A 24897-nucleotide genomic window follows, 5' to 3' on the forward strand; every position below is an offset into this window, starting at 1 on the left:
ACATGAAAAATTTCCTGGCCATCACGAAGGCACTAAGCGACGTATCTCGCGTCCGGGCTTTGATGGCCCTTAAAGATGGCGAGCTTTGCTTGTGCCAGCTCATTGAACTTTTGGAGCTGTCCCCTTCCACGGTGTCAAAACACATGTCGCTACTGCTTCAGGCGGACCTGCTTGAGAAACGCAAGGAAGGCCGATGGCACTTTTATCGACTCGCAAGCAAAGACGCACCCATTGAAGTGAAAAACGCTTTAAAATGGATGATTCAATCTTTGGCCGAGACGGCAGTGCTTCAAGATGACTCCAAGAAGCTAGCAACTTTAAAGAAATTGGACTTAGAAGAGCTTTGTGCATGCTACCGAAACTAATTTTTTTCCCATTCGAAATATCGGTAACTTTTTGTGAAGACATTTTTTTATGCTCAGACAAGTCCACAAAAAAAGGCGAATAGATATGAATGAAAAAATCAACCGCACGCACCGGCCTGATGACAAAACAATGAGGGCCAGGAACAAACTTTCGTTTCTTGACCGCAATCTGACCTTGTGGATTTTTTTAGCCATGGGAGCCGGTGTAAGCATCGGCTACTCCATATCTGGCGTAGAAGGGTTCATAAACCGTTTTCAGGTGAGCACGACAAACATCCCAATCGCCATCGGGCTCATTCTCATGATGTATCCGCCGCTGGCTAAAGTTAAATACGAAGAACTGGGCGACGTGTTTCTCAACTGGAAGATCCTGGGTCTTTCTCTGGTCCAAAACTGGATAATCGGTCCGATCCTCATGTTCTTTTTGGCAATACTTTTCCTGTCGGATTATCCCGAGTACATGGTAGGCCTTATCATGATTGGTCTGGCTCGCTGCATCGCCATGGTGATCGTATGGAACGAGTTGGCCAAGGGCGATACGGAATACGCGGCGGGCCTGGTCGCTTTCAACAGTATCTTCCAAGTCCTATTTTATAGCGTTTACGCCTATTTTTTTATCACCGTTTTGCCCCCGTTATTTGGATTAACGGGAAGTGTCGTCTCTGTCAGCATGGGGCAAATTGCCGAAAGCGTCTTCATCTATCTCGGAATACCTTTCTTGATGGGGTTATCCACCCGGTTTATCCTCATCCGAGCCAAGGGGAAGACATGGTATGAACTGAAATTCATTCCCAGAATCAGCCCCATAACGCTAACAGCACTTCTATTTACAATCTTGGTCATGTTCAGTCTTAAGGGAAATCTGATCGTACAAATTCCGCTAGATGTCCTACGGATAGCGGCGCCCCTCCTCATTTACTTTGTAGTCATGTTCCTGGTCAGTTTCTACTTGGGGCGAAAAATTGGCGCTGACTACTCCAAGACAGCCACTTTATCGTTTACCGCTGCGAGTAATAATTTCGAATTGGCCATAGCTGTGGCGATTGCTGTGTTCGGAATCGACTCTGGCGCTGCATTTGCCGCCGTGATAGGTCCCCTGGTGGAAGTTCCCGTCTTAATTGGGTTGGTTAATGTTGCTCTTCGATTCCAGAAGATCTATTTCACCTCCCATGAGAATGAATAGGATTTCACCATGAACAATTGCTTTGAGAGACGTACGCATTCCGGCGAACAAAAAAATGCAAAGTAGCGATTAGCTACATAATCTCATCTATAGCTATTTACGGCCCTTGGAACTAAATTGAAGTTATCGGCCATTTCTTTTTGCGTAATTTAAATGGAGATCGGTTGATGGAAGATCGCGATTATCATAGTCGCTGGACGGTCGTCGCGGGTGGCCTGATCGTCCAAATCATACTGGGAACAGTTTACGCCTTCAGTGTATTTGTTAAGCCTCTTGAGATCGAGTTTGGCTGGGGCCGCACCACGACCCAATGGGCATTTTCATTTGCGCTTCTCTCATTCGCCATTGTGATGATCCCGGCGGGACGGCTTCAAGACCGTATTGGTCCCCGAAAGGTGGCCAGCATTGGCGGAATACTTCTCGGTCTTTCCTTTATTCTAAGCGCTTTCACCGTTCATCCCGGACATCCTTGGACCCTATACCTTACCTACGGTGTCCTCGGAGGGGCCGGAATCGGCTTCGCCTATGTCTGTCCAATTGCCGCAGCAACCAAATGGTATCCAGAGAAAAAAGGACTCATCGCGGGCCTATCAGTCGCGGGTTTTGGCGCAGGAGCGCTATTTTTCGCTGGCCCGGCCTCGTCACTGCTATTGCCTCCCACTTCCGACGGGGAGGCCTTCGGACTCTCGCAAATTCTCCTGATCGGGCTCGGCATCGCTAAGGGCGGCGGGTTCGGAATTGGCTGGAAGGCGTTTTTCATTCTTCATGGCGTTGTCTGCGCGGGAGCGGTTGTCGCAGGGGCAGCCCTATTGCGGAATCCGCCCGAGGGCTGGAGCCCGCCAGGCTGGCAAGCCCCAGAGCCTGCCAAGGAGTCGGCCAAGGAAACAGAGTGGCGCGACATGCTGAACACACCTCTGGCCTGCATGCTTTGGCTCACTTTCATCTTCGGCGCCACTTCGGGTCTCATGGCCATCGGCCAGTGGAAGCCAATGATGACCTCTATTCTAGAAGGAAGAACCTTCGCGCCCGAATGGATGGGTGGCTTCGGACGTTTTGTCGAACCCGTGGGAATCCTCGCAATATTCAACGCGTTGGGTCGTATTTTCTGGGGCAAAGTGAGTGACATCATCGACCGCCCCCGCGCCATGATGATGATGTTTCTAGCTCAAGGGATGGCGTTCATGCTCCTGGTGAGCGTCAATTCAGTATCGGCTATTTTCCTGGCCTCAGCCTGGGTGGGACTGAACTTCGGTGGTAATTTCGCGCTGTTCCCCTCGGCAACATCGGATTATTTTGGCGCGAAGAACTTCGGGAGCAATTATGGTTGGATTTTCACCGCCTACGGCGTGGCTGGAATCCTAGGCCCTGTAGTCGGCGGCGTATTGTTCGACTCGACCAAGGGATATCTAACAGCCTTTGTCTTCGCGGGAATTCTTTGCTTTGTTGCCGCAGGCACATCGGTCACGGTTTGGATGATGGGCAAGCAAAGGGAAAAAGAATTGGGGTTTTAGTGCGGGCTGGTGAGACTATTTCACCAATTCGTGGGTTCCACTTTTCCTTCTATGTGTTTGTTCATTCTTCTCAAGAACTCGTTTTTTTATCACCCGAGGACAACCCTTATCCCTTTTGGACTCGCGTCCAAGGGTTGTCCCTTCCTTGGAGTCGCAGCATAGGCTGTCAACCTTAGATAATTCCCTTTTTTTTCATCCCCAAGACGCACATGTCGGCAATCGATTCCACCGAATTTCGCATGTTGTTGATAACAATATCGTAATTTAACGGATCGGTGACATCAGTTCCCAAAAACTCCCGAACGAATGCTTCTCGTCTCTTTTCCTCATTAATTGTGATGGACTTGGCTTCGATGGTGGCGATTTCTCCTTCGCTGCCAATCTTTTCCGCACGCCACCGAAGGGGAGCCACCAGTCGAATATGAAACCCGCTATCGACCTCGCCACAGACACACGCGCCACCACGCCCCAGAAGAATGACGCGTCCAGCGCTGGCAAGCGATATGAGCGTTTCCGCCAGGGACTCATAAGCTCGAAGTTCCGTGGGGTGGCCGCTGATCAGCACCTCGACCGTTTGGCGAATAATTCCTCTTCTGCCACTGCTAAGCGCCTCGGCAAATTCTGCGGCCTTTCCTTCTTTCTTGTTAATGTTCTCAATCACCTCTTTTCCCATGACGACCCAAGGGGTTGGCTCAGAAGAGATTGCATTCAGCCGCTCCTCAAGTGCTCTAGCTAGGGGGTAGCCCTGACACCCATACTCGCGCGAAATGGTGACGAACGGCTCCGGCTTTTTAATTTTCTCCTCCGGCTGTAAATTTTTCCTTGCCTGCCATGTGAGAAAGTTCTGAATTTGTCTTGGGTATATATCGTTGTTCATCTCAAACCTCCTTTAGGCATCTAGGTAGGCTTATGCCCATGGATATAATTTTAGATGACAGTTCTATTAACAACACGAACACAGAAGTTTCTTCGGCTGCATTTTCGAGGCTAAGCTCATGGCGGTTAGCCTCACGATTGCTCTTTGCGCGAGAATGAGATTTAAGTATTCGAGAAGAAAAGCGAATACTGATGTCTTGAGGCACTCCAGGTCGTAGCGAGGAGAACTCTCGGCATCTATGACCAACAAAAACAAGTGGGTGTCCAGAATGCGGCTAAATATCTGTCCATCAAAACAATGAAGCCGAACCGGATACATGCACCCCTCCCTCCAACAAACAGGGTAGGCCGACCCCAGCCGCCATATAATCCTCACTATTAAATATAGGTTTATGCAACAATTTTTTCGATCTTTTTGGCGCTATTCATGGGAGACACCCCATTTAAAGTGGACACAGCCTCCTTAATTTCCTCTTTAAATCGCACCTTGCCCATAGGCATCTCCAGCCATTCATTCGTCGGCCTGTCTCTTTGGCCCACGCCAAAAGTGATCGCATCCGTCGGACAAATATCCATGCATGCTCCGCAGGTGTAGCAATCCGGAATTACCTTGTCGCGATACAGAATAGCGTCCATCGCGTTTGATGGGCAAACTTTTACACAGGCATTGCACTTCGGGCAGTTACCGTAATCAATCTTTATTTTGAAAACACTGATTTTCTCTCCGAGCCAACCCACTAGGCCAAAGGGGCAAAAAAAACTGCACCAGGGCCGATAAACAACCAGGCTCGCAGCCAGAACGAGGAGGACCGCAGCTCCTCCGATGATGCTTAGATGAGTGGGCTTGAAGACGCGGAAAGGATCTATGGGCTCAAGTAGATCAAAGGCCCAGAGGAAGGCACCTCCAGTCATCGCTGCGAAGGTGGCAATGCGAATTCCGTTTGAGAGCCAAAAGGGTGGCTTTATTTGAGGAATGATTCCCCGACGATCACGCTTTCCCCGATTGAGGCGATGGAGAAGATCCTGAAACACCCCGAGGTGACATCCCCATGAGCAAATGAACTTGTTGGCAAGAATTACAGACAGCAAGAAGACTGAAAGTGCAATGGCCCGGGGAGGAAAAATAACTCCCGATATTCCCAGAAGCGTGATGGTGTCTTTAATTGTCCCCATTGGATTGGGTTCTGAGCCGAGCAAAACGCCAAAGATGAGCAAAGAGCTGGCGAGCATACCTTTTCGGAGCTTAGGGGTCACTTTCTTTCGAAGAACCAAATAAAAAACAACGAGAAGAAAAACCAACCAAAGAGCGAACTTCGAGAAAATCTTTATCCAGTTCTTCGAACCATGCTGTTCGCTAAGAGCTTGTGCCTTTCGAAGGCTTACCTCCGCATTCGCTATATTAATTCCAAGGTCACCTAAGGTTTTGCCATGAACCTCGTCGGACCCAAGAGAAAAGGCTTTTTGAACAACTTTCCGGGATAAGCCATTCACCGCAGCCACCTCGCTAAGAGGCATTTCCATTCGAAGGGTCAATTCAGCAGGAAGTTCTATTTTTTCTGGTTTTCCGCCCCACATACGATTCGACACAACAGAGATGAAGAGAACCACCGCAACTAGGCTAATGGCTTGAAAAATCACCACCCCAATTTTTTTTAATTTTTCCACAACTTTATCCTCTCTATTCATTCTGTTTTCCCCTACAACTGCATCATTTCAGGGGCTTCCAAAATGATTTCTGGCTCCAATGAAATTTTTGTACTAATCGTATGTGCAATGAGGCAATCCTTTTCGGCAAACTCAAGACACCAGCGGGCCAAATCTTCATCACCATCAGATGGAAGGACAACCCTCGGCCTAAGGGTGGCGTGGGTAAAGAGAAATTCCTTATCCGGGCGAGCAAGCGTTCCCTCGACATCACACTCGAAAGAGAGAAACTCGAGCCCCTTCCATTCCGCCGTCCCGAGAAATGTCGTCATGAAGCAACTGCTAAGCGCTGCCACAAACAGGTCCTCGGGCGACCAGATGCCAGCGTGGCCTTTAAACTCGGGTGGCGTCGCAACTTTTATATCGGGCTTTCCGTTACATGAAAGTGTCCCTATTCTTGCTATGTCCCAATTGACCTGTGTGCGGTATTTGAAGGTCTTGCTTTGGACTGCCATGTTGAATTCCTCCATACGGTGCGAACTAAGTTTGCCCAGCGCTCACCATTGAACCCGTATTAAATCCTACCGATCATTTTCGACTTTTCTTTATATCCCTCACCACGATTCGAAAGACCTCCACTTCTTTGCCCATCGGCTGCACAATTTCCCTCAATTGTTTTTTCTCGGATACATCAAGAGAAAAACCGATTCTTTTCGCGAAAACTTCTTTCGAAACTGCACTTTTGAGAATCAGTTCATGAAGCGTCCAGTAGCCACGAATCTGCTCGGCCTTGAGGCCAGGCATTTTGGGGATATGTATCCCCTGCCGAACAACTTCTCGGAAGTGCTCGACGTGCTTCCCGAGTATTTGGGCTATGTCGCGAATTTTTTTCTCGCCCGATGTTTTCGTAGAAAAACCGACGGCCTCGGCAAATCGTTTCTTTGGAATGCCAGTTTTCGTGACGAGTTCATCGAGCGTCCAGGTACCGCGAATCTTGTCAGGGTCGAGAGGCTTTGCCGCAGCGACCTGAACCGGCGTCTGGGCACTCGTCTTTATTTGCCCGGACCCGACCGCGGAGACACCTTTTTCCTTGAGAAGAGCGGCCACGATATCGCGAAAAATGTGGGGGTCGAACTCAATGTCGTATTTTCCGGCGATCTGTTTGATGGACACCTTGGGGTCTACCCGATCCGAAAGACCGGCTTTTTTCTTGAGCAACGCGACTGGAAAGCCGTAGGCGCTGGAGATTTCCTCGACATTCATGAAGCCGCGAATACCGGCAGGATCGAGATTGCCGTACAAATCCGTCGCCCTCGCCTGCCCCACTGTGACCCAGAGGCCCGTCACCCGGCCCGCGCCTAACACACCGAAGAAAATAGCAATCAGAGCGACAGCGAACACCGCCGGGCGAACCGCTTTGCCGAACATACTGAACTTGAGCGTGTCAGGCTCGGGGCAAACGCTCACGCACTCAAGACACTGCAAGCATTCAGCCGAGGTGACCTTGTCCTGCATCATGGGCTCGGCTTTCACCGGACACACCTTGTCGCAAGCGTCGCAGAGTGTGCAGGTTGCGTCAGTACGAACGACTCCCATGCCGCCAGCCTTGCCGACGATGCCGATCACCGCGCCAAGAGGGCACAAGTATCGGCACCAGAAACGCTCGATCACCAGTGAACCAAGAAGAACGGCCAACAGGATCGTGTTGCCAATCCAGTGCTCGGCCGGGTCGATGCCGAAATGGAAAAAGGCCAGGAACGGATCGTATTCCCTGAACACCATCGTCCCGGTCGTCCAGGTGACAGCAACGATAAGGGCAAGCACGACGTATTTAAGATAACGAAGTCCGCGGTCCCAGCTTCCGGTCGGGTTATAGCGCTTGCCAAGAATCTTTTTGCCTGCCTTTCCGATCCACTCTTGAATCGTTCCGAACGGGCAAATCCAACTGCAAAACGCCTTGCGTGTGAAAATCGTCACACCAATTAACGCAGCGAGAACGACAAACGCGCTCGGGTGCACCCGCTGCATGAATGTCCCAGTAACAATCCATTGATAGAGACCCTCGACAGCCCCGAACGGACAATAGGCCTCTACCGAGGGGACACCTTTCGCGCCGCCTCCCACCCACTGATGGGCGATGGCGATCCAGGTGATGAAGAAAAGGACCAGTGCTTGGATTCCAAAGCGCCAGAGGCGGGCTTCTTTCGCCCAGGCCCTTCTAACCGGTGCCCATGCTCTTCTTTCCGATGTCTTAACCGATGTCTTAAGAGGAAGAGTTTCATTAGACATGACAGGCAGCTCCTATATTTCCAGAGGGAGGGCCATGTAAGTAATATAGGCATTCGCTTTCAAACGACCATTAATATTCGGGTGCCCGCCGGGAGGCGGCATTCGAATACCGCCTCCCGGAAATGCATCCATCCTAGGGGTTACTCACTCTGAGGGAGGATATTGGCAGGCCCGTATCCGCCGGGGCCCATCATTCCGCGCCCTCTGCCGGGGCCGCCGCGCATACCACCGCGCCCCCTGCCGCCGAAACTCGCCCCTGCGCCGCGCCAGGTCGGAAAACCAGCTTCATCACGAAGCGCCGTCGTTGTTCCGCCAACCGTGACGCTCTTGGCGATGTGCGTGACATCCCCCCGGTTAACGGTCTTAGAAGCGAGCACCACAGCCTCATCGCCCGCCTTCGGCGAGAATTTTTGGGCGGTAAGATAAAAATCTGGGCCCAGTAAAATACTCGTGGTTTTTCCCCCGGTCTCGATCTTGAGGGTATTCATCGGCCATCGTCCGTAACCACCAACAGTCTCAAGCGAAACCACCTTGCCCTTCAGCGTTTCGAGCGATGAGGAATCAAAATGCACGGGGCCTGTTCGTCCACAAGGAGCCCCGCCCCAACCGCGACCGCCACCGCGCCCCCAGCCGCCACCGGGCTGTGCCGACGATACCAGGGACATCGTCAACACGGCCACCGAAACCACTCCAGCCAAAACCAATAACTTTTTCATGGTTCTTCCCTCCAGGAAAAAATCATTCATTGTGGGAGGACCGAGGGTGCGTTTATCCAAGAGAATATTAGCCATCCTCAATCTGCCCGATTAGACGATTTTCTGGACCGAAAGTTCCAGTTCATGGCAAAAATTAACTTGCTGCGCCATGGAAAAATTCGCAGACGTGAATTAATACCGCGATTAGCAAATGTAACCAGAGGTTTATAAAACGATAAATAATCAATACTTCGGCTTGTTGGTTGAGCCATACAATTTTGAGACTTAATCTTTTTTTTGCATCGTCACCCGAAACAACTTTCGAGGCAGAGCTCCTTCTTCAAATTCATCTATTTCCAGAACTTCATATCCCCCGGCAAGATCCTGAACCTTCTTCCGACTGAAGAAATGAACAATAAATTTACCCATCTCATATATGTCCTCGCCATGATGAACACCCGCCTTATAATGCGCATCTCCCGTGTGCCGTACTGTATAGACGTGTATCCCGCCCGGACGGAGCACCCGACAAACCTCAGCGGCGATTCGCTCAATCTCCTCGTCTCTAAGCGCCATACAAAACAACATGTGGGAAAAACACGCATCGAACGAAGCATCGTCAAAAGGCATAGGCTGCCGAACATCGCGGCAAATCGCCCGGACCGCATGCGCGACCCCGAGCGCACCGGCCCTAGACCTAATCGCCTTGCTGGCGGTTTCCGAATAATCCATTGCTGTCACATTGAAGCCAGAATGAGCAAAATTAAAAGTATCGCGTCCTTGGCCACTTCCCAATTCAAGAATTTTTCGACAATTATTTCTCCTGAAAATTTTTACGGCCTCAATTGCCGCCCTACTAGGAGCCGCGCCGAACATTTCACGATTTTTCGAAAACATCAGTTCCCAGTGGAACTGTTGCGCATCCAGAGCGGCTTTTTCCTCAACAACATTCATGGTTGCCATGAAATACCTCAAATAAAAACAGAATCGTCTTGTTTCAACTCTTTCGCCGATCCCATTTTGGGGTCTTTTCCCCACGTTTGGCAGCAAAAAAAGTTTTTAAATTTTCGGGAACATCCGTTTCCGCAGGCGTCTTTTCGGTCGCTTGAGCAGAGCCCGCATAAATTTCCCGAAGAATGTGATCAACGAGCATCCCCTTGGGAGGGGTGATGTATTCGGTTCCTTTAAAATTCCAGACGCGACAATTCACAAACTCACCACTTATCTCAGAGCAAGATTCACACACCTTTTCCTTCAGATCCGGCTGAATATCGCGTCCGTTTAAACGAATGGTGGGAGAGCTTTTCAATCCGACTTTTCGGGCCTCCGCCTCAGTTTGAATATGTTTTTTTCGAACGCTGATATCGATTCCAGTTTCAAGCAACAAATTGCGCAGGCTCGAAACTACTTCCTCAAGTCTATTTCGCAGTTCCTGGCAGCGCTTACACTGCGTTATGTCGATATAGAGAAATTCGATCAAAATCGACCGTATCTCTTTCTCCGAGGATAATTCTTCAGCTACGTCGCTTTTTGATTCCCCGCAAAGTGGACAAACACATGGATCTTTTCCTGAGGTTTCGAATTCGCAACAAGCCCATTGCTCACTCTTAGTCATCACCCCATCCTCCAAAACCTCTGACCTCACACTCGATAATCGCAGGTGCACTCCCCCCTCAAGCACTAAAGAGGCAAAATTTGTGCCATTCCAAAATTGGAAATGCTTTGCTGTTCCTAAAATGGTGTTCCATCTGACTTTAAAAAAGATGTCACGCACGAATCACTCAAGGCCGGGCCGGGATGATGGCGCATTGATGTGACGGCATGCCCCCTCAAATGAGTCAAAAAGTCCCTAAACATAATTCCAAATACTCTTCGGCAAAGAAGGTGCCTTAAATGTTTCTGTATACAATGTTCATTTATTGGGACTTACTGTATTCGCAACCTTCAAATCAATACATTCCTACTTTAGGCATGTTTTTTGCTTTTTCAATGTACGTGGGGCGCAAAAGTTCGTCCTAACTTCAAGGTCGCTGCCTAAAGGAGAAACAAATGAAAAAACTACTGGTAACCGGGCTGGCAGTGATTTTCGCCCTAGCACTGACAGCTCCTACAGCAACTGCGGTCGAGAAATCTCCAGCCAGGGCCAAGCTCATAAAAATGATTAAGGACGCAAGAACCACGCACCCACAAATTAGCGTCACCGAGGCACAGATGCTCATGACCACCGATCCGGAACTGCTAGTCATTGATGTGCGTGAACCGGCCGAATTTAAGGCAGGCAATGTAGCGGGCGCCATCCATATCCCGCGTGGGCTTCTTGAGTTCAAGCTCATAAAGCGGGAGAAAAATCTAAATCGCCCAATTTTGATTTATTGCCGCTCGGGCGCGCGAGCTTCGTTCGCAGGAGAGAAGCTCACAGAACTTGGCTACACGAATGTGAAAAACATGACGGGCGGTTATCTGGCATATGCCAAGGCAATGAAAACAAACTAAATAAGCTGGCGGCCTGCGGCTCAAATCACCGAGCCACGGGCCGCCTGGGAAAATATAATCATGTCGGCCAAATTAAGTCGTCGTAAATTTTTAAAAATCGCAGCCGGGGGCACCGGTGTCGTCGCCGTAGCTGCTACGGGTAGCCCTGCGAGAGCATTTTCCCTTTCGGGAAAAAAACCCACACCGCGATTAGAGAGCGACAAAATTGTTCCCAGCACATGTGCCATGTGCTACTGGCAGTGCGGAATTCATGCGCATGTAAAAAATGGCCGGGTAAATCGCATCGAGGGCAACCCGGACGACCCCCTCAGCCGGGGAAAACTCTGCCCGCGCGGGGTTGCAGGAATCGGCCAGCTCTACGATCCGGACCGGCTCCGCACACCTCTGATTCGAGAGCGCTCCGGGGGAAAACAATTCTGGCGAGAGGCGAGTTGGGACGAAGCGCTCGATTTTGCAGCCGAGCGCCTGGACGCTGTTCGAAAAAAATACGGCCCTGAGGCAATAGCACTTTTCACCCATGGCCCCGGAAGCAGTCATTTTCGGCGTCTGCTCAAAGCCATTGGTTCGCCCAATGTTGCGGCGAGCTCGTTCGGACAATGCCGTGGGCCGCGCGACGTCGGATTCGAGTTGACCTTTGGCATGAGCCCCGGATCGCCTGAGAATATCGATGTCGCAAACGCGGAATGTCTCGTGCTCCTGGGCTCGCATCTGGGCGAGAACATGCACAACACCGCCGTGCAGGAATTCTCGGAATTTCTCGGCAACGGTGGGAACCTCATAGTCGTCGATCCGAGGTTTTCCGTCGCGGCCAGCAAGGCAAAACACTGGCTTCCGATACGCCCGGGAACAGATATGGCCCTGCTCCTTGCTTGGATTAATGTGATCCTGAACGAGAAGCTTTACGACAAGGATTATGTGAATAACTACTGCTCGGGCCTTAAAGATCTGTGGCGGGCCGTCTGGCAATACACGCCCGATTGGGCCTACGCGGAAACGGGCATAGAGGCGAGCGTGATCCATCAAACGGCAAGAGAACTCGCCAAGGCCTTGCCCCGGACTATCGTACACCCCGGTCGACATGTGACCTGGTACGGGGACGACACACAGCGCTCGCGAGCAATAGCGATTTTAAATGCGCTCTTAGGTAGCTGGGGCAGAAAAGGCGGATTTTATATGCGCGGCAGATGGCCGGTGCCGCCCTACCCCATTCCGAAATTTCCCAAACCTCAAAGACCCCGCGCCGACGGCGTGGGTCAGGATGTCCCGTTCGGCCACGAAGGACTCGTCAATCGCATGCGGGACGCTACCCGGACGGGCAAGCCCTATCCAATCAAGGCTTGGATGGTCTACGCGACGAATCTCATCCACAACACGCCCGGTGTTAAAGAAACTCGGGAGGCCATCGATAAGCTCGACTTCATGATGGCCGTGGACATCATGCCAAGCGACATCACCGGGTACGCAGATTTGATTCTGCCCGAGAGCACCTACCTTGAGCGCTATGACGACCTCCGCGCCGGGGCGACGGATGTAGATTTCATCCAGCTTCGCCAGCCCGTCATCCCTCCGCTCAAGGGAACGCGGCCCGGCTGGCAAATCGCCAAGGATATTGCCATGCGCCTAAGCCTTAAAAAGTATTTCCCATGGAAGGATTTTCCGGAATATCTGGACAAACGCCTCCAGCTCGCAAATCTCTCGTTGCGCGACGCCCGGGAAAAAGGCGTTTTCACCCGCGAACGCTCGCCACGCTTTTTCGAGGACGGGGCGCCTGTGCGCTTTAGGACCGAATCGGGAAAAATCGAGTTATTCTCGCTGGCGCTGCTACAAAAGGGGTTCGAGCCTGTGCCCCGCTTCACGCGGCATCCACAACCTCCCGTCGACCACTACCGCCTTATCTACGGGCGCTCGGCGAACCACACCTTCGCCTGGACACAGAATAATCGCTTGTTGCTCGACCACTACCCCGAGAACACTGTCTGGATGAATACCAATGAAGCCCGAGCGAAGGGACTAGGGGACGGAGAATATGTCCGCCTCTATAACGAGGATGGCGTGACGTCATTTCCAGTGAAACTGAAAGTTACCGAAGGCATCCGGCCCGACTGCGTATATATCGTTCACGGATTTGGACAAACCAACCAGAAGCTTAGCCTGGCATACGGGCGAGGGGCGAGCGACACGGCCCTGATGAACCGCTATGCCATCGATCCACTCTGTGGCGCGACGGGAATGCGTGTGACATTCGTTGGTGTCAAGAATGCCGCCGGCACCGGGCAGGAGGTCTGAGGCGATGGCTAGATACGCGATGATAATCGATTCCGAGCGCTGCACCGGTTGCATGGCTTGTGCCATCGCTTGCAAGACCGGCTATGAAACAATCGGCGGCGAGTCGCGAAACTGGGTCCGCTCAGAGGGAATCGAGGGCAAGTTTCCCAACCTTCGCCAACGCTTCGTGCCAGGCAACTGCATGCAGTGCGACACGCCATATTGTGTTTACAACTGCCCGACGGGCGCGAGCTTCAAGAGCGCTGGTGGCATTGTCCAAATTGACGCCGAGGCCTGCATCGGCTGTGGCTACTGCGTCGATGCCTGCCCCTATGGCGCTAGATTCATTGACCCCGATCGCGGGATCGCCGAGAAATGCAATTTCTGCAATGAGCGGCTTGTGGCAGGTAGGGAGCCCCTGTGCGTGGAGGTGTGCCCCTCTGGGGTACGGACTCTTGGTAACTTGCACGAGCCGAAATTCGCGAAACTCGTGAAAAATTCGGGCGCACGCCCACTCGTTGGCGGCGGCGTGAACCCCTTACCTGCAGTATTTTACAAGGGTCTAAGCGAAAATGATGAGATCGCCAACGCACCTCGCCCGCCCCGCGAGGCGACGGCCAGTATGTGGCTCCGGGCCTTGGTGAACCCCGCCGTTAAGTGGATGGTCGGGCTCGCCTTCATGGGCCAGGCGGTGGCTTATCTTCACCAACTCTGGCACGGGGAAAAACAATTCGAGGATGAAAAATGAGCCAGGCGACTCTTTCAAAAAAAATGACAACACCTGAACACCAGCTCTCCGTCGAGCAAATCAAGGAAATGCGAGAAAAACGGATTAAGAAGCATGATTCTGCCAGTGTGCTACTCCATTGGTTCAATGCAGCTTGTTGGCTGTTTCTAGTAGCAACCGGATTGGCGACAATCAGCAATCCGGCCTACGCCATCGTTCCCATCGAATGGACCAGACTCATGCGCACTGTATTCGGAGGCTCAAGCGGTGTGATTTTCTGGCATGTAGCAATCGGGCTCTTATGGGTGGGTGTCCTCTCTGTTCATATCCTCGCCGGGTGGAGGTCTTTGACCCTACCGTTTCTGAAAAATAATTTTCTGATGGACCGGGACGATGTAATGTGGCTCATCAACCGAGCCAAACGGATTCTCGGAAAGGATGTGAAGCTACCACCGCAGGGCCCTTATAACGCCGGACAGAAAATTTTTGGCATCGTGGTAACCGGCGGAAGCATAGTTATTCTCCTGAGCGGGTTGGCGCTGACCTTCCGTTCCTACTTGCCCGAAACTGCATGGGTGGCTTGGGCGCTACCGGTTCACCTTTTTGCCGTGGGAGCAGTCTGTGCTGGTCTATGCGTACATATATATATGGGCGGGGTTTTTCCTGAGGAAAAACAGGCTTTCTTCTCCATGTTTACAGGCGAGGTGAATGAATTGTATGCCTACCGACACCACAAAAAATGGTACGACGAAATCAAGGAGGAGGAAGCCGCCTGGGAGGAGCGCTTGAGAATTAGGCTGGGAGAAACTACCCCTCAAGCGCATTTGAATACGGGGGATGAGAAAATGGAAAATTCAGCCTTGGGTGAATCTGACCTCTCGGAAAAAGATCCTGTCAACGGCGAAGCCGCTCCGAGAGGAGAGTAAAGCTAAAATTTAGTTCCGGCGGCATGAATTTGAACGTCCCCGGATTTCATCCTTGACTAGCTCAGCACCCAACAGCCGTGACAACAAAGGAGGCAATAATCATGATAAGAAAAATTCCTCTCACAGCGGCAATATTGTGGATTTTCAGTTTCGCAGGAAACGCTCTGGCGGCTGATTACGAGCGTTCCGAGTTCATCGTTTCAACGGCAGAGCTTTCCACTCTCCTAGATAAGGACACCGTGAAAATCGTTGACGCCCGCAAACTGGATAAATACCAAGTGGGCCATATTCCTGGTGCGATATCGCTGCCAAGGAAAAAGACACAGTTTAAGTGGCGGGGAACATCCGGATTTATGGTCCCCCTCAAAGCGATGGAGAAAATTTTCAGCGACAGAGGGATCAAGCCGACCGACACCTTGATATTCTACGACGACCAGATGAAGCCGACCGTCACCCGGCTATTTTGGACGGCTCATGTATTGGGCCATCAAAAGGCTCGGGTCTTGAACGGCGGAATGGCCTTGTGGGTCAAGGAGGCTCGTCCCGTAAGCAAGGAAATTCCTTCAGTCATTACGAGTGACTATAAAGCCAAGCCCGATTGGTCCGTTCTGGCAGACTCGGCTTACGTTTTCTCGAAATTGAACAAGCCGGAAATAACCTTGATCGATACGCGCTCCCCGAAAGAGTGGTCGGGTCTTAAAGCCAGCCGAAAAGTGAAAAGAGCAGGCCGAATACCGGGCGCAAAACTTGTCGACTGGTCTTGGCACGTGACGAAGAAAGACGGCGTGACAACATTGAAAACCGCCGCCGAGCTGAAAAGGATGTTCGCTCGAACTGGCGCCACCAAGGAAAAGGAGATCATTTCTTACTGCCGGACGGGAATGAGATCTTCGCATTCCTACTGGGTATTGAAGCTGCTCGGATACCCGAATGTTAGGAACTTCGACGGCTCGATGATCGAATGGGGAAATCGCATGGAGCTTCCCCTTGAGAATTAGAGGCGAAGTTGGCTGAAAAAGAGCACATTGTGCGTATAAGGGCCGATGGCTCTGGAGAGTAACATCCTCTAGCCATCGGCCCGAATAATAAGAATCTCTATTCTTTCGGCCATACAATCCTTTCATAGGAGACTGATATGAATTTTTCGTTGTTCGGGCGTGTGGCAGTTGCCATCGCAATCTGCATTTCGTTTGCGGTATCTCCTACATGGGCAGAGCGCAAACTACAATTCTCACCGGACAAATATATCTCAGCCTCTCAGGTGGCCGACTCTTTGATCAAAGGCGAGGAGCGTGTTTTCCTTCTTGATGTCAGAAACGACTGGGAATACAGCGACTTCCACATTCCTGGCGCTAGCAACATCGCTGTTCAGGTATTAAAGGATCCGAACAATCTCGCGAAGATTCCCAAGGGCCGAAAGATTGTCCTTTACTGCAGAACAGGGGTTCGCTCAGAACGCGCGCTCGGCATATTACTAGCCAAGGGGTATGACGCATATTCCATGGAGGGCGGCGTGGCTTCGTGGTGGAGAAACATAATCGAGCCGCCGAGTATTACCATGGCTCCATTTGGAAAACAGGGTGCTCCATTTCGAAAACGGCAAGGAATTCGAAATTATTTCATGAAAATTCCCGGCGCTGGGCCTGCCTTGGCCACACCCCCTGGACCCGACATAAAGAAAAGCGCGAAGTCAGCACCCCAGGTCACGGATGCCCCGAAAGTGGCGAAACCTAAAATGGCCCCGCTGCAACCGTGCGCGGTTGGTGGTACGCCCGATATGGGCAACCCGTGCGGGTAAGTTTTAGTTGCGCACCTAATTCATAAGCCTGTGAATGAGATATTATGGTTTCTGCGCCCAAGGCGTAGGAGCCCTAAATCCAAAAAACGGCGGGAGCAAATCCGACCACGTGCTTATCAAGGCAGTAGCCCAGGCTTTTGAATGGAGAGAAGCACTGGAGAATGGAGAGGTTGAATCCGTTTCGGATTTGGCCCGAAAATCAGGCTGCACCTACCATTACGTGAAGCGGATATTAAAGCTCAGTTTCCTCTCGCCGGGGATTGTGGAAAAAACCCTCCAGGGAAGGCAGCCCAATGGGCTCAATCTCTCCCATATTCTTCGACTTGATCTGCCCCTTTCATGGAAATCTCAGCGGGAAGTCCTCGGTTTTACCCCCGAAAAATCAGGATAATCCTTCCAAACTGGACCTTGTTTTTGAGCCTCAGAGAATCCGGCTCTTTGGGGCCAAATTTAAGGCTGAAGGATTCATGAATTTCACACTCAAAAACGTAACAGGGTATTTCAGGGAAATAACAGGGAACTACAAAGAATTATCAGGGAATTCGAATTGTTCAGATCCTATAAATTCACAATTAGAAATTCGCCATGCATACCAAGATATTCCTACCGAACCCGCAGACGGGGGTCGAGTACATTACGCAGCCAGTCGCCCACCAAATTCGCCCCCAATGCCGTCAGCGTAATTGCAAGACACGGAAATGCCGCGATCCACCACGAAACGTACAAATATGAACGGCCCTCGGCCATCAATCCCCCCCATGTCGGAGTAGGAGGGGGGACTCCCAGGCCCAGAAAACTCAATCCCGCCTCGATGATGATCATCCGCCCTAGGTAGAGCGAGCCAATTATTATCACCGGAGCCAACACGTTTGGAAGGATGTGGCGGAACAACACCCGCATATGGCTGCCCCCGATCCCCACCGCTGCCACCACGAACTCCATCTCGCGCAGCGAAAGAACCGCCCCGCGTACCACACGCGCGTACACCGTCCAGAGCCGCAGTGAGATCATCACGATGATCAATTCAAGACTCGGCCCCAGGATTGCAATAGTAGAAAGCGCCAACAAGATAAACGGGAACGAAAGGACAAAGTCCACCAGGCGCATGAGCAGATAGTCGACCTTACCCCCGAAATAGCCCGCCATAAGACCCACAAACAAACCGATCGCACCCGAGAATACAACTGAAAAAAATCCTACGATCAGCGAGACTTGAGTTCCATAGATTATCCGGCTCAAGAGATCGCGCCCCAAATGGTCCGTCCCCAAGATGAAAACGTGACCCTCGCCCTCCCACATTGGCGGCTTCAATACCCGCGAGAGCGAATTCGCCGTCGGACTCATCGGCGATATTATCGGCGCCGTTATTGCTGTCAGCGTCACGACTACTAAGATCGCCAAACCTACTATGGCTGATTTTTGCCTACGCAACGAACGCGCCAACCCCGTCAAGAGATTTTGCTCAGGAAGCTCTCCATCTAATTCCTGTGCACGTCTCTCCGTGGCAAGCCCTTCATGACTCATTGATATTTAATCCTCGGGTCAAGGTATGTGTAGATAATGTCCACCAACATGTTGATTATCACGAACGTTGACGCCATCAAGAACACCGCAGACTGCACAACGGGAAAGTCGCGGTTGTGAATCGCCTGAACCGTTAGACGCCCCACCCCCGGCCAGGCAAAAACAGTCTCGATGATTACCGTGCCACCCAACGTCAATGCCAAATCAATCCCTAGAACAGTCACAATAGGAATCGAGGCGTTCTTAAGCGCATGGCGGAAGATTACGGATTTATTAGCCACACCCTTCGAGTGCGCCGTCGTGATGTAATCCTGGCGAATAACCTCGAGCATCTCCGAGCGCATCAAACGTGCCAGTCGTGCAGTGTGATACAGAGAAGCCGCTACTGCTGGCATCACCAAATTGCTCCAATCCCCTCTCCCAAATGGGGGCAACCAGCCCAAAAAGACCGAAAACAGCAATATCATCATCAGGCCCATCCCAAAATCCGGTACCGCCTGGCCTAAAACGGCCCCGAACATCATGCCCTGGTCGTAAGCCGTGTTCTCCCGGAAGGCTGCCAAACAACCCAGCGGAATACCAAGCATTATCGAAATCAAAAATGCCGAGAACGCCAACTCTACTGTTGCTGGAAGATGCTCGATCACTATTTTCATCGCGGATTCGCCATGTTCGAACGAAACCCCGAAGTCGCCCCGAATTGCCCCTCGGAAGAAAATCCCGTACTGGGTCAAAAGGGGCTTGTCCAAACCCATCTCATGACGCATTTGCTCAATATCCTGCTCAGTTGCGCCATCAGGCGCCATCACACGAACCGGATCTCCTGTCAGGTGCAACAACAGAAACACGAACACCAATACGAATTTGATCAGGACAATGGATTGGATCAAGCGTCGGAATATGTAGCCCGTCATCTAAGATCGCTCCGGCGGTGTCGGGGCGGAGCTTCCTCTACCAGATTCCTGGACAGTCGGGAAAGGTTCCAAGGGAAGTCTCACACCGGTACCGGTAATACGCACTTTTTAATTAGATAAGGCTTAACCATTCCGAACATGGGAAAAGAAAAGCCGTATTCTGTACACCACCAAAACGTTTTGAAAAACAAATACCCATCACGATAAAAGAATGAAGTCATCGCTCTGGCGGCCATGCAATCATCATCAACCTATACGCCTGGGGTGGAGCCCCCATCTACGTAAATCACCGTACCGGTGATGAAACTGGCGCGGGCGGAGGCGGCGAATGCAACGACATCGCCAATCTCCTCCGGTCGGGCGGCACGGCCAAGCGGAACATCGACAAGCCGAAGCTTGCGGGCTTCCTCCACCGAAATGCCCAAGGCCTTCGCACGTTTCTCCATAGCCCTGTTTTGTCGTCGAGTTACAACGGGTGCAGGGCTAACGCCCACCACACGAATATTATTAGGTGCCTCATCCTGGCCAAGCGCCACTGTAAAATTCGCAAGTGCGGCGTTGGCTGCACCTACTGTCAAAGAATCGCCGGCCGGATGTTTTCCTCGGTTTCCAATGACATTTACAATGCAGCCGCCCCCCCGAGAGCGCATGAGCGGAACCGCCTCCTTGCAGCAGCGGACCTGGGTCTGAAGCTTCGAGCCCATACTCAGCTGCCAATCCTCCTCAGAGAGATCCATTAGATGGCCTCCCCTCGTCTCCCCGGTGGAATTGATAAGAATGTCGAGGCCGCCAAGAGCGTCAGCGGCTTTTTGAAACATTCGGGTTACTTCCTCAAAGTTAGTGCAATCTGCTTGAAATATCAGAGGTCGATGGCCCGTCTTTTTTTCAATATCAGCAGCACCTTCCTCAAGACCATCCAGGTTCCGCGCTACAATCGCCACCCGTGCGCCATCATCGGCCAGGGAAATGGCCGAGGCACGTCCAATCCCGTGGCTGCCACCTGTCACCAGTGCTGTCTTGTCCTTCAATCCTAAATCCATTTCTTACATTTCCCCTCAAGCGTCAGTTGTACATCTATTTACGCGGCCCAGAGAGTCTTCACTTTCTCCGGTGCCGTTATCGGTAAAACGTCCCCCTCCCCGGCGAAAATCACCGGGGAGGAAGAAGTCTTCTTCATACCTATTACTTGCGGCCAACCTCGTTGAGCAAAACAAGGCCGTTTGTGCGAAGCCTCCAATCGACGTTCTTCTTCTTCGCATGAATCTGATTCACGCGATAAAGGAAAATCAGCGGCACTTTGTCATCATGTAGGATGCGGTTGATATTGTGATACATCTTCACCCGCTTGGCCTCATTCGGCTCACCCCGCGCTTCTCCGAGGAGTTTGTCCACGCCCGCGTCTCGGAATCCGCCCCAGGTAGCCTTGCCGTGTATGAATCCGGCATACATGCCGTCGGCATGCAGTTGAAGATCCATCCGGGCGCTATACCACATGTAAGGTTTCGTGCCGGGCTTCCAGCGGGCCCGTGATTTCCGCACGAAGGCGCCCCACTCCATCGAAAGCATCTTCACCTTGATACCCACGGCATCCAGATAACTGGCAACAGCCTCGGCCGCCTGCTTGCCCATGAGGTAGCGCCCGTGAGGAACGAACATATCGGCCTGGAAACCGTTGGGAAAACCCGCCTCGGCAAGCAGTTTCTTGGCCTTCGCGGGATTGTAGGGATAGGGCTTGAGATTAGGATTCTGCCCGAAGCTGCCTGGCCCCTGGAGAACATTAATCTTCTCTGCATTTCCCTGGAAGATGTTCTTAATGATGCTGTCCTTGTCCACGGCGTAGTTCATCGCCATGCGAACCTTGGGGTTTGCCCAAGGAGAGCCCTTCTTGATCGTCATCATGACGAGATGAGCACGCGGAGAAGGACCCGACATGATCTGCGTTTTAGAATTATTCTTGACCAGGCTGGCCAGCTGCGGCGGAACGTTGTCGATGATGTCCACCGTTCCCGACACCAACGCTGCCACCCGCGTTGTGGCCTCGGTAACGAGCTTGAGAACCACCGTCTTCGCCTTGGGCACACCCGGTTTCCAATAGTTGGGGTTTGCCTCGTAGACTATTTCCTGGTTCTTCACCCATTTCGCCATCCGGAAAGGACCACTTCCCACCGGCTTGCGAGCAAGAATTTTCGGATCTGTCTTCGAGTAATACTTCGGGGGCACGATCTGTCCGTAGCCTGAAAGGATGTTCGGAAGCATCATGTCCGGCTTTTTGGTGTGAACCCGAGCGGTGTATTTGTCCACCACCTCCACACGGGCAACGCTCCGGAAATAGCTGATCTGACGAGTCTTCATGCCGGGAGCGATAATGCGCTCTATGCTGAATTTCACCGCGTTCGCATCCATCGTCTCACCGTTGGAGAACTTAACCCCCTTGCGCAGTTTAAACTCCCACACCTTCGGCGTCACCAGCTTCCACGACACGGCAAGATGGGGAATAAGTTTTCCATCCGGGCTACGGTAAAGCAGTGTGTCGAAAATGTTCGGATACTGGAACGCGATGGGAAGCCCTGTAATCTTATGTGGATCAAAGGTCGAAGGCTGCCCCGTGAAGGCGGCGGTAATCTTCCCCATCGGCGCCGCAGCTACACCACCAGCTGTCCATATAAAAACCACTGCCACCAACAACGAAAAGAGCCATCTTTTTTCATCTTCTCTCCCCTCTTTATTAAAAGAATATACATCGGAGAAACTACGAGCTTTTCGTACGATGATTCAACAATTCAGAATCCTCTAAAATCTCCAAGCTAGTCTCGCCAATCGAGAATTCACAATAAAGAAATCGGTAACGTAGCTACCTCTATAGCAAGTTTAAATTTCTGTATGAAGTTAGTTTTGATCGGTGCGAAATGGAAAAGGAGACTAACAACGGGTTCACAAACACAGCCGGAACCTTGGATGGCTTTCTATCAGAGCGTCGCAACAACATGGAATATTCGTTGGTCACACCCATTTCTCCTCCATTTAAAAACCAGAAAGAGAGCAAACCACCGATAGCCATTTATTTAAGGAAGACCTATATAAAATACCATAATAGCGAGTCCAGTTAAAGTTGGATCTTTGTCCTGGTCCACCGAACTTGCGGTGACGCCGTCTGGCTATAATTTCTTGGATATCCAGCATTTATGGTAGCCTCCGAGGTCCAATAGCAGTGGTACTTTTCGGAGGCTATTATGCGAGTAAAATAGGTTCGCCCTTGGGTGCTTCCCAGATCCTAACCTGACCCGTCCCATCTCCTGCTCCTACTCTATCTCGGTGCGAAATCCTCACCGCACAACACACCTGCACCGACCGCATACTGCCCCCTCAAACGCGTTTTCAGATCTCACTGGGCAGTGAATTAACAATTCATCACGCACAGCGTTTCTTGCTCATCTACATCCCCCCAAAATTGAGCGGTCTAAAAAGAGCAAAAAATATACGCTAATTTAGCCTGGGCCGACGTGAGGGGGGGGGGCACGTCAACTTGTTCTCGAAGTATCAGTACTCACCATCGAGCATTAAACGCTTGGCCCACATCTGTTAATTGCAAAAGCATCGGCCAAGTAAAGAATTTCACCCGTCGTCATTTTTCCGCTCGCGACATTGAGCAATTCATCGTATACGCGACGGCCGGCATCTTGGATGGGTAAGCCTTCAAAAATATCCGAGACATCCACATCAGTAGTGTCCAGATTCATGCTTGCTGATGCCGGGTTTCCTGTAACACGGATTGTGGACATGAGAGGATGATTAATCGTAAGCCCTCCGCTCGTTGAAAAAAGAAGCACCTGAGCCCCTCCCGCACAAATCCCTGTAAGGGATTCACCGCTATGGCCCGGAGTATCCATGATGTGAACGCCGCTTTTCCGGCCGGCCCGCTCGGCCCAAGGGATTACGTCCACGATAGGTGCCGTTCCAGCTTTTTGAATAGCTCCCAAGGATTTTTCTTCTATGGTGGTGAGTCCACCCGCTATGTTGTCACTTGTTGGTTGACTACCGCGCAAGTCCACACCATATGCAAGAACATTATTTTCAGTCTCCTTCACCATTTTCCAGATGCGATCACCCAGTGAAGAGCGTACACATTTGGCCGCCAGGACATCCTCGGCTCCCATCAACTCGGTAGTTTCGGCGAGGATAGCTCGACCACCGAGCTGAACCACTTGGTCGGTTACCCAACCTAGTGCTTTATTATGAGAGAGGCCCGAGATAGTGTCTGATCGCCCACAATTGAGACCGACCAGAAGCTTACTCACGGGGACCTCTTGGCGCTGCTCTTTCGTTAGCTCCCGCACCATTTCCATCCCGATGCGTGTCGCCTTAGCCGTTGCATCTGCAATACCACTTCCTTTTCTAATGTTCACCAATCCAACACGTTTGCCGCTCTTGGCGATCCGGTGGGCAAGCTCTTCACCTGAGCGTTCATTTTCGTGGTAGTGATCAATAACAAGAACAGCTCCTGCATTTGCGTTTAAACCTTGGCCTACTAGGGTATTTAGAGTGTGTTCTAGATCTGGAGCAATTTGGCATCGGCCGAGAGGATGGGTGAGTGGAATGGAATGACGTAGGGTGTGAGCTACACGCTCGCAGACAGAATTAGCGCTAAAAAGACCGCTCAACACGAGGAGGTAATTTCGTGAGCCAACGTCGCCATTTTCTCTACGATAACCCCACCAGGTGGAACGCAATCGTAGCAAGTTTTTCGCTCGGCGAGATACTCGCGCCTGTTTTATATTAATCTTCGTCATAACCAATATTTTCCTATTATGCTCTAGGTAGGACTATTTTATAGGAAAGAGTCATTTAGCGGAACTCAGGAAAGAGTCTTAAACAGTATTCGAATACCTCTCGGACTTAGTTTACAACCTCCCCTTGAATTCGCCTCAATGAAAACTATTTGTAAATCTCAATGTGTTACATCTGTATTGATTTACAAATATAGATTTAAAATCACAGTTTGGTTTGATTACCCAATGCAAACAATAATAAACATATCCTAGAAATGGAGATATCGGTATTATTAAAAGGAGAAAAGCACTAAATGTTTTTTGAAAAGTAACGCATTGTTACTTGAAAGGGGATTAGGTATGGAAATGAAATCAACATTAGAGGTGGTCAACGAAAAAGAAATTGATTCACATGCTGGCGTGACCGACGATCAAACGATCCAACCTCTTGTTGGACATCCGGAACGACCGACAGATAGGCTCCGAATCGTATTGGCCACTTTCGAGCCTAATACTCTCGAAAAACTTCACTGGCACCCGATCGAGGCTTTCTACTATGTAATTTCAGGGCGGGCCAATGTTCGGGATTTCGAAGGAAAAGAATACGACGTCGGGCCCGGAACGTCGATATATGCTCCTCCTGGAATCGCCAGCGCACATGAATGGGAGGTCAAAGAAACGTTGCAGCTTATTGCCGTCCGCGGGACCAACGACCCAACCAAGAATATGCCGTTCACTGTCGAGAAGGACACCAAACGCTCTTACATCAACCTTGATGAGCTAATGAGGCGTGAGGGAGGACGATTTAAGTCCCATTACTAAAACATACTAATGGAAACCTGAACATGATGAGTTACTAGTTCGCCAGCCTCACCAATTGCCATTTAATTTAAAATTAACCATGCACAGTTTATTCAAAGA

Annotated in this window: 24 protein-coding genes; 11 read left to right on the forward strand and 13 right to left on the reverse strand. The window is 51.1% G+C overall.

Annotated elements, in window-relative coordinates:
• Nucleotides 1-2 precede the first annotated feature (2 nt).
• The 3 genes from HOJ95_13840 (at nucleotide 3) to HOJ95_13850 (ending at nucleotide 3059) form a co-directional block, all read left to right on the forward strand.
• A complete protein-coding gene (locus tag HOJ95_13840; protein ID MBT6395780.1) occupies nucleotides 3-365 on the forward strand; it encodes a winged helix-turn-helix transcriptional regulator in 363 nt (120 codons plus the stop codon).
• 85 nt (nucleotides 366-450) lie between these two features.
• Complete coding sequence (gene arsB, locus HOJ95_13845) at nucleotides 451-1548, forward strand: ACR3 family arsenite efflux transporter (protein ID MBT6395781.1); 1098 nt, start codon at nucleotides 451-453, stop codon at nucleotides 1546-1548.
• A 167-nt stretch (nucleotides 1549-1715) separates the two neighbouring features.
• Nucleotides 1716-3059, forward strand: coding sequence for an OFA family MFS transporter (locus HOJ95_13850; GenBank protein ID MBT6395782.1), 1344 nt, complete (start codon nucleotides 1716-1718; stop codon nucleotides 3057-3059).
• Between the two features lie 172 nt (nucleotides 3060-3231).
• Here HOJ95_13850 and HOJ95_13855 read toward each other — a convergent pair whose 3' ends face one another.
• From HOJ95_13855 to HOJ95_13890, 8 genes are all read right to left on the reverse strand, one after another.
• Complete coding sequence (locus HOJ95_13855) at nucleotides 3232-3936, reverse strand: cytidylate kinase-like family protein (GenBank protein ID MBT6395783.1); 705 nt, start codon at nucleotides 3934-3936, stop codon at nucleotides 3232-3234.
• A 66-nt stretch (nucleotides 3937-4002) separates the two neighbouring features.
• On the reverse strand, nucleotides 4003-4254 hold the full coding sequence (locus HOJ95_13860) for a hypothetical protein (protein MBT6395784.1): 252 nt from the start codon (nucleotides 4252-4254) through the stop codon (nucleotides 4003-4005).
• A 71-nt stretch (nucleotides 4255-4325) separates the two neighbouring features.
• On the reverse strand, nucleotides 4326-5621 hold the full coding sequence (locus HOJ95_13865; protein ID MBT6395785.1) for a 4Fe-4S binding protein: 1296 nt from the start codon (nucleotides 5619-5621) through the stop codon (nucleotides 4326-4328).
• 11 nt (nucleotides 5622-5632) lie between these two features.
• Nucleotides 5633-6094: an OsmC family protein gene (locus HOJ95_13870; protein ID MBT6395786.1), complete on the reverse strand. Its 462-nt coding sequence runs from the start codon at nucleotides 6092-6094 to the stop codon at nucleotides 5633-5635.
• A gap of 73 nt (nucleotides 6095-6167) precedes the next feature.
• Entirely contained in the window at nucleotides 6168-7868 is a 1701-nt protein-coding gene (locus HOJ95_13875) for a 4Fe-4S binding protein (protein MBT6395787.1), read from the reverse strand.
• A 140-nt stretch (nucleotides 7869-8008) separates the two neighbouring features.
• Complete coding sequence (locus HOJ95_13880; GenBank protein MBT6395788.1) at nucleotides 8009-8584, reverse strand: hypothetical protein; 576 nt, start codon at nucleotides 8582-8584, stop codon at nucleotides 8009-8011.
• Between the two features lie 264 nt (nucleotides 8585-8848).
• A complete protein-coding gene (locus tag HOJ95_13885; GenBank protein MBT6395789.1) occupies nucleotides 8849-9517 on the reverse strand; it encodes a class I SAM-dependent methyltransferase in 669 nt (222 codons plus the stop codon).
• Between the two features lie 43 nt (nucleotides 9518-9560).
• Complete coding sequence (locus tag HOJ95_13890) at nucleotides 9561-10178, reverse strand: DUF2703 domain-containing protein (protein ID MBT6395790.1); 618 nt, start codon at nucleotides 10176-10178, stop codon at nucleotides 9561-9563.
• A gap of 542 nt (nucleotides 10179-10720) precedes the next feature.
• Here HOJ95_13890 and HOJ95_13895 point away from each other — a divergent pair.
• The 7 genes from HOJ95_13895 (at nucleotide 10721) to HOJ95_13925 (ending at nucleotide 17163) form a co-directional block, all read left to right on the forward strand.
• A complete protein-coding gene (locus HOJ95_13895; protein ID MBT6395791.1) occupies nucleotides 10721-11056 on the forward strand; it encodes a rhodanese-like domain-containing protein in 336 nt (111 codons plus the stop codon).
• 60 nt (nucleotides 11057-11116) lie between these two features.
• The gene (locus tag HOJ95_13900; GenBank protein ID MBT6395792.1) at nucleotides 11117-13342 is read left to right on the forward strand and encodes a molybdopterin-dependent oxidoreductase; all 2226 of its coding nucleotides are present in this window, start codon (nucleotides 11117-11119) and stop codon (nucleotides 13340-13342) included.
• A gap of 4 nt (nucleotides 13343-13346) precedes the next feature.
• On the forward strand, nucleotides 13347-14069 hold the full coding sequence (locus tag HOJ95_13905; protein MBT6395793.1) for a 4Fe-4S dicluster domain-containing protein: 723 nt from the start codon (nucleotides 13347-13349) through the stop codon (nucleotides 14067-14069).
• Nucleotides 14066-14974: a cytochrome B6 gene (locus HOJ95_13910; protein MBT6395794.1), complete on the forward strand. Its 909-nt coding sequence runs from the start codon at nucleotides 14066-14068 to the stop codon at nucleotides 14972-14974. The genes HOJ95_13905 and HOJ95_13910 overlap by 4 nt, the downstream gene beginning before the upstream one ends.
• Nucleotides 14975-15075: 101 nt before the next feature.
• Nucleotides 15076-15972, forward strand: coding sequence for a sulfurtransferase (locus HOJ95_13915; protein ID MBT6395795.1), 897 nt, complete (start codon nucleotides 15076-15078; stop codon nucleotides 15970-15972).
• Between the two features lie 137 nt (nucleotides 15973-16109).
• Nucleotides 16110-16772 (forward strand): rhodanese-like domain-containing protein, encoded by a 663-nt coding sequence (locus HOJ95_13920; GenBank protein MBT6395796.1) that lies wholly within the window; start codon nucleotides 16110-16112, stop codon nucleotides 16770-16772.
• A gap of 109 nt (nucleotides 16773-16881) precedes the next feature.
• Nucleotides 16882-17163 carry a hypothetical protein gene (locus HOJ95_13925; GenBank protein ID MBT6395797.1) on the forward strand — a complete coding sequence of 94 codons (282 nt, stop codon included), beginning with the start codon at nucleotides 16882-16884 and terminating at the stop codon, nucleotides 17161-17163.
• Nucleotides 17164-17375: 212 nt separating this feature from the next.
• On the opposite strand, the gene HOJ95_13930 is transcribed toward HOJ95_13925, so the two are convergent.
• The 5 genes from HOJ95_13930 to HOJ95_13950 all read right to left on the reverse strand — a co-directional run bounded on the left by HOJ95_13930 (nucleotide 17376) and on the right by HOJ95_13950 (nucleotide 23997).
• Nucleotides 17376-18296 (reverse strand): ABC transporter permease, encoded by a 921-nt coding sequence (locus HOJ95_13930; GenBank protein MBT6395798.1) that lies wholly within the window; start codon nucleotides 18294-18296, stop codon nucleotides 17376-17378.
• The gene (locus HOJ95_13935) at nucleotides 18293-19210 is read right to left on the reverse strand and encodes an ABC transporter permease (protein ID MBT6395799.1); all 918 of its coding nucleotides are present in this window, start codon (nucleotides 19208-19210) and stop codon (nucleotides 18293-18295) included. Before HOJ95_13935 ends, HOJ95_13930 begins: the two co-directional genes overlap by 4 nt.
• 251 nt (nucleotides 19211-19461) lie before the next feature.
• The gene (locus tag HOJ95_13940) at nucleotides 19462-20250 is read right to left on the reverse strand and encodes an SDR family oxidoreductase (GenBank protein ID MBT6395800.1); all 789 of its coding nucleotides are present in this window, start codon (nucleotides 20248-20250) and stop codon (nucleotides 19462-19464) included.
• Between the two features lie 142 nt (nucleotides 20251-20392).
• The gene (locus HOJ95_13945; GenBank protein ID MBT6395801.1) at nucleotides 20393-21889 is read right to left on the reverse strand and encodes a hypothetical protein; all 1497 of its coding nucleotides are present in this window, start codon (nucleotides 21887-21889) and stop codon (nucleotides 20393-20395) included.
• An 878-nt stretch (nucleotides 21890-22767) separates the two neighbouring features.
• On the reverse strand, nucleotides 22768-23997 hold the full coding sequence (locus HOJ95_13950) for a hypothetical protein (protein MBT6395802.1): 1230 nt from the start codon (nucleotides 23995-23997) through the stop codon (nucleotides 22768-22770).
• A gap of 339 nt (nucleotides 23998-24336) precedes the next feature.
• Between HOJ95_13950 and HOJ95_13955 the strand changes: the two genes are divergently transcribed.
• Nucleotides 24337-24798: a cupin domain-containing protein gene (locus tag HOJ95_13955; protein ID MBT6395803.1), complete on the forward strand. Its 462-nt coding sequence runs from the start codon at nucleotides 24337-24339 to the stop codon at nucleotides 24796-24798.
• Nucleotides 24799-24897 lie beyond the last annotated feature (99 nt).

Source organism: Nitrospinaceae bacterium, assembly GCA_018669005.1.
Taxonomy (GTDB): domain Bacteria; phylum UBA8248; class UBA8248; order UBA8248; family UBA8248; genus UBA8248.